We start from the raw sequence: 4,719 nt of genomic DNA on the forward strand, positions 1-4,719 counted from the left end.
AGAGAAAAGAATGCTGAATTTCCAAAACATCGGAGGTGATCCTGGCGATAACATCGCCTTTTTTCTTTTCTGAATAAAAGGAAATGGGCAGTTCTACGATCTTTTGGTACATGCGGTTCCTTATATCTTTTAGTACCCCGTTTCTCAGGAAGGTAATAAAGTACATGGCGAGGTAGTTGAAAATATTTTTAAGAAAGAATAGAATGAGGACCAGGACAATCACCAGCACCAGTGCCTGCATTTCGTTTGAATCCGAATAGGAGGTAAGCCGGTAGCTAATAGCATCCTGAAAATAATCCTTCAGAGATCCTATGCCCGTATACACCGGTTTTTCGTAGACCTTTTCGGTTTGTTTAAACAGCACATCCAGCATTGGGATCAGTGCCGCAAAAGACAAGGCACTAAAAAGGGCATACAGAATATTAAAAAAGATGTTGAGAAATGCGTATTTCTTATAGGGAACCGCAAAGCGAAGGATCTTCTTGAAATAGTTCATCAATCCAATTTCAATTGTTTCAGGATGCGAGCCAGTTTCTCTTCCAGTTCCTGGTTGGTCTTCTGATAATTAGAGACCATATCAAGGGTTGTATTCACACTGAAATAGAATTTTATCTTGGGTTCCGTGCCACTTGGCCTTGCAGCCATCCTTGTACCGTCTTCGGCAGTGTAAATAAGTACATTAGATTTTGGCAGGGCAATTGTAGAAACTTTTCCCGTAAGCAAATTGGTAGAGGTGGCCGTATTGTAGTCGTCTACAGTGATCACAGGGGAACCATCCAGGGATTTTACAGGATTTGCTTTATAATCCTTCATCATTTGGGATATCTCCTCAGCTCCGGAGATCCCCTTTTTTGTTAAAGAGACCAGTTTTTCTTTATAGAAGCCAAAGTCTTTATAACATTTGATCAATTCCTTGTAAAAAGAACTGCCATCGGCTTTTGCCTGGGCGCCAATTTCGCAAGCGAGCAGGGTAGAGGTCACCGCATCCTTATCGCGCACAAAGTCGCCCACCATAAACCCAAAACTCTCTTCTCCTCCTCCAACAAAATGTTGTTGCGGATGGTCTGCGATCATTTTTGCTATCCATTTAAAACCCGTGAGGGAGGTCTTGCACTCCACGCCATACGTATTAGCCAGTGACTGCATCATAGGGGTGGAAACAATAGTGGAAGCAATAAACTCTTGCTCCTTAAATCCTGTAGTTTTTCGTTGATCCAGCAAGAACTTGGTCATAAGGACCATGGTTTGATTCCCATTCAACAATTCCATTTTCCCTTCCAGATTACGCACTGCAATACCTAGCCTATCACTATCCGGATCCGTTCCGATTACCATATCTGCGCCTATTTCTTCGGCTTTTTTCATGGCCAGGGTAAGTGCCTCTGGCTCCTCCGGGTTGGGGGAGACCACTGTTGGAAAATCACCGTCTGGTTTGGCCTGCTCCGCGATGATAGATACCCTGGAGTAGCCTGCTCTTTTTAGTACTTCAGGAATAGCGGTAATAGAGGTGCCATGTAAGGAGGTAAAAACAATGCTGAAATCTGCTTTCCCCCGGGCATTAAAATTTCCGTTTTTCACAGAGGCTTCAATAAAAGCCTCATCAACTTCCTTATCTATGAGTTGTATGAACTCTTCCTTAGGCTCAAACAAAACATCTTCAAAAGAGAGACCATTGATCTCAGCTATGATCGCCCCGTCCTGTGGTGGGACTATTTGGCCCCCATCTGTCCAATAGACCTTATACCCGTTGTATTCCGGCGGATTATGCGAAGCAGTGAGTACAATTCCCGCCTGGCACTTTAAATAGCGCACGGCAAATGAAAGTTCCGGGGTTGTTCTCAGTTCGGAAAAAAGGAATACCTCAATGTTATTGGCAGAAAAAACTTCCGCCACTGTTCTGGCCAGCGTATCGCTATTATGTCTGCAATCGTAGGCGATAACTACTTTTAAAGGCGTATCCGGGTATGATTTCTTAAGATAATTGCTCAGTCCCTGGGTGCTTTTGCCAAGGGTGTATTTATTGATCCTGTTGGTGCCCACTCCCATAATACCGCGCATCCCACCAGTGCCAAACTCCATATGCTTGTAAAACCTGTCTTTTAATTCTTCAGGGTCTGAGGCGATAAGATGTTGAACCTCTTTTTTAACGGCGGGATCAAAAAAATCTGTTAACCAACTTTGAGCTGTCGTAAGTATGTCATTCATGAAGTAAAAGTTGCGGATTTACGGTTAAAATTACGAAGAATATTCCTGAACGCGGGTCGCCAGGTTTATTTCCTTAGAAATGGTATAACGCGGTTCACTTTTTCTAGAACGCACCATGATTTCGCCCAGAAAACCTGCCAGGAAAAACTGGGTACCAATGATCATGGAGGTAAGTGCCACATAGAATTGCGGTCGCTGACTCAACAATCTTCCGGAAGGATGAATAAATAATTTATCAATACCCAGATAAAGCGCAAAGCACGATCCTATAATAAACATGAGTACTCCCAGTGCCCCGAATAGATGCATTGGTCGTTTTCCGAACTTGGAAACGAACCAAATGGTTATAAGATCAAGAAAACCGTTGATAAAACGGTCGGCTCCAAACTTGGTCTTCCCGTACTTCCTGGCCTGGTGTTGTACAACCTTCTCACCAATTTTATAAAATCCTGCATTCTTGGCAAGAACGGGGATATAGCGATGCATCTCCCCGGACACTTCTATTGTTTTAATGACCTCTTTCTTAAAAGCTTTCAACCCACAATTAAAGTCGTGTAGCTTTACTCCGGAAGTCTTTCGGGCCGCCCAATTAAAGAGTTTGGAAGGAATATTTTTTGCAAGGGTATGGTCGTATCTTTTTTTCTTCCAGCCGGAAACCAGTTCGTAGTCTTGCTCCTTTATCATGGCTATCAGGGCGGGTATCTCTTCCGGATTATCCTGCAGATCGGCATCCATGGTGATGACTATATCTCCAACTGCCTGTTTAAAACCGGCGTGTAATGCCTGGGATTTGCCAAAATTCTTTAAGAACCGTATCCCCTTAACGGTTGGATTGCCGGCTGCGAGTTGGGAAATAGTTTTCCAGGAACTATCCGTGCTGCCGTCATCAATAAAAATTATCTCATATAAAAAATGATTGGACTGCATCACAGATGCAATCCAATCATGGAGTTCTTGTAAAGATTCTTCTTCGTTAAGTAGAGGAATTACAATGGATATGGTCATAGAATATCGTTGCTTCTTCCTTTCAAAAGTACAAATATTAATCTTCTGGCTGCGACTTTTTAAGGATTAAGGCCGGTACCAGTGATAAAATAAAGCCAAAGAATAAACTACCCAGCAAACCAAAAGCGATCTGCATAACAGGCGTTGCAAAACTCTTGCCCATTTCTAACTGCGCATCTATTTGTTCGGCAGTTAATTGCCCTGCCGCCATTAGTTGTTCCCTTTGATACTCAAATGCTTTGGTCATGGTATCCGGGTCAATAAAATTCATTAATACCTGATTAAACAATGCACCTATGATGCCCCCAATAAGGCTAATACCTATTCCAATTTTTAATGCCTGGCCAAAACTCAGAAAGCCGTTATTGGCTTTTTTGAATTGCACCATCCCTATGATAATAAATGCGATGGTTATAATTAGGCTAACAGCGATGACAGCAAAACCACCCTGGTAGTGCATGTCTAATGAATACAACATTAAAGAAAAAACTATGCTTATAACACCAAGAATTAACCCGAAATTAAGCGCATATTTACCTGTTTTTGGTTGATTTTGTTCCATTTTTTATTTCAATTTTTATGATTTCTTGAATATTAGGCCACCTATTAATCCGATAACCAAGCCAATAATAATGTTAAAAATCAGAATGACCGGGTAAGAAACCCAAAAATAATTGATCGTTCCCTGATATTGTTGTTCTATTTGTGCAGAAGTCATGACTCCTGCTTCTTCTGCCGCGGCCTTTGAATTCTCAGCAATCTTTGTTATAAATTCTGTATCCAAAAAACTGGATAGAAAGATCAAATATACAATATAGATAACTCCTGAGACCAATGCTATTAGAACACCTAATTTAATTGCCTGCCCAAGCGACAATAAACCGCCATTAGCCTTTCTGAAATTAAATATTGCCCAAATTGTAATAGCTGCAGCCAAAACAATACCAATAACGGTGTTACTAGTATCTTGAGTAGCATGCGCATCCATTGAAAATAGCATCAGTCCGAATACGACGCTTATTGCCCCCAGTATTAAGCCATAATTGAGTGAAAATTTTCCAATTTTTGGTTGATTTTGTTCCATTTTTAGATCAGTTTTTATGATTATTGAATTGTTAGTGCTAGTTTACTGTCAAATGTTACAAAACCAAGATACAATTTTTAAGACTGTTTTTTGAAGTTCTTATTGTAGAATGCTAAAAAAATTAATTACATTTGCAGCCTGAAAAAAGAATACCCCTAAGACAATGAGAAAAGGTATACACCCGGAGAATTATAGATTAGTCGCTTTTAAAGACATGTCTAACGACGAAGTTTTCATCACTAAATCTACAGCAGAAACCAAGGAGACCCTGGATATAAAAGGCGTTGCATACCCGCTGATAAAACTAGAGATCTCGCGAACTTCGCACCCCTTCTACACAGGTAAGGCCAAATTGGTAGATACCGCAGGCAGGATAGATAAGTTTAAGAACAAATACGACAAGTTCAAAAAATAGGATGCAGGGC

At 41.0% G+C, this 4,719-nt stretch carries 6 protein-coding genes; 1 reads left to right on the forward strand and 5 read right to left on the reverse strand.

Translation table 11 applies throughout. The features are described 5' to 3' along the window. From WBM49_RS06325 to WBM49_RS06345, 5 genes are all read right to left on the reverse strand, one after another. The coding region (locus tag WBM49_RS06325; RefSeq protein WP_424371214.1) for an ABC transporter transmembrane domain-containing protein at nt 1-496 on the reverse strand (496 nt) is incomplete at its 3' end. After that, entirely contained in the window at nt 496-2,205 is a 1,710-nt protein-coding gene (locus tag WBM49_RS06330) for a phospho-sugar mutase (RefSeq protein ID WP_424371215.1), read from the reverse strand. The genes WBM49_RS06325 and WBM49_RS06330, both read right to left, overlap by 1 nt. A gap of 30 nt (nt 2,206-2,235) precedes the next feature. Then, on the reverse strand, nt 2,236-3,210 hold the full coding sequence (locus WBM49_RS06335; RefSeq protein ID WP_424371216.1) for a glycosyltransferase family 2 protein: 975 nt from the start codon (nt 3,208-3,210) through the stop codon (nt 2,236-2,238). A gap of 37 nt (nt 3,211-3,247) precedes the next feature. Continuing rightward, on the reverse strand, nt 3,248-3,772 hold the full coding sequence (locus WBM49_RS06340; protein ID WP_424371217.1) for a DUF4199 domain-containing protein: 525 nt from the start codon (nt 3,770-3,772) through the stop codon (nt 3,248-3,250). 15 nt (nt 3,773-3,787) lie between these two features. Beyond that, on the reverse strand, nt 3,788-4,294 hold the full coding sequence (locus WBM49_RS06345) for a DUF4199 domain-containing protein (protein ID WP_424371218.1): 507 nt from the start codon (nt 4,292-4,294) through the stop codon (nt 3,788-3,790). 163 nt (nt 4,295-4,457) lie between these two features. On the opposite strand from WBM49_RS06345, the gene WBM49_RS06350 reads away from it, so the two are divergent. Further along, nucleotides 4,458-4,709 carry a type B 50S ribosomal protein L31 gene (locus WBM49_RS06350; protein ID WP_424371219.1) on the forward strand — a complete coding sequence of 84 codons (252 nt, stop codon included), beginning with the start codon at nt 4,458-4,460 and terminating at the stop codon, nt 4,707-4,709. Nucleotides 4,710-4,719 lie beyond the last annotated feature (10 nt).

This window comes from Muriicola sp. (genome assembly GCF_049669965.1).
In the GTDB taxonomy this organism is placed as follows: Bacteria; Bacteroidota; Bacteroidia; order Flavobacteriales; family Flavobacteriaceae; genus Muriicola.

Excerpts from the sequence above, each read along its gene's own strand:
- WBM49_RS06330 (WP_424371215.1), bottom strand. The coding sequence starts at position 2,205 with ATGAATGACATACTTACGACAGCTCAAAGTTGGTTAACAGATTTTTTT.
- WBM49_RS06335 (WP_424371216.1), bottom strand. The coding sequence starts at position 3,210 with ATGACCATATCCATTGTAATTCCTCTACTTAACGAAGAAGAATCTTTA.
- WBM49_RS06345 (WP_424371218.1), bottom strand. The coding sequence starts at position 4,294 with ATGGAACAAAATCAACCAAAAATTGGAAAATTTTCACTCAATTATGGC.
- WBM49_RS06350 (WP_424371219.1), top strand. The coding sequence starts at position 4,458 with ATGAGAAAAGGTATACACCCGGAGAATTATAGATTAGTCGCTTTTAAA.
- WBM49_RS06340 (WP_424371217.1), bottom strand. The coding sequence starts at position 3,772 with ATGGAACAAAATCAACCAAAAACAGGTAAATATGCGCTTAATTTCGGG.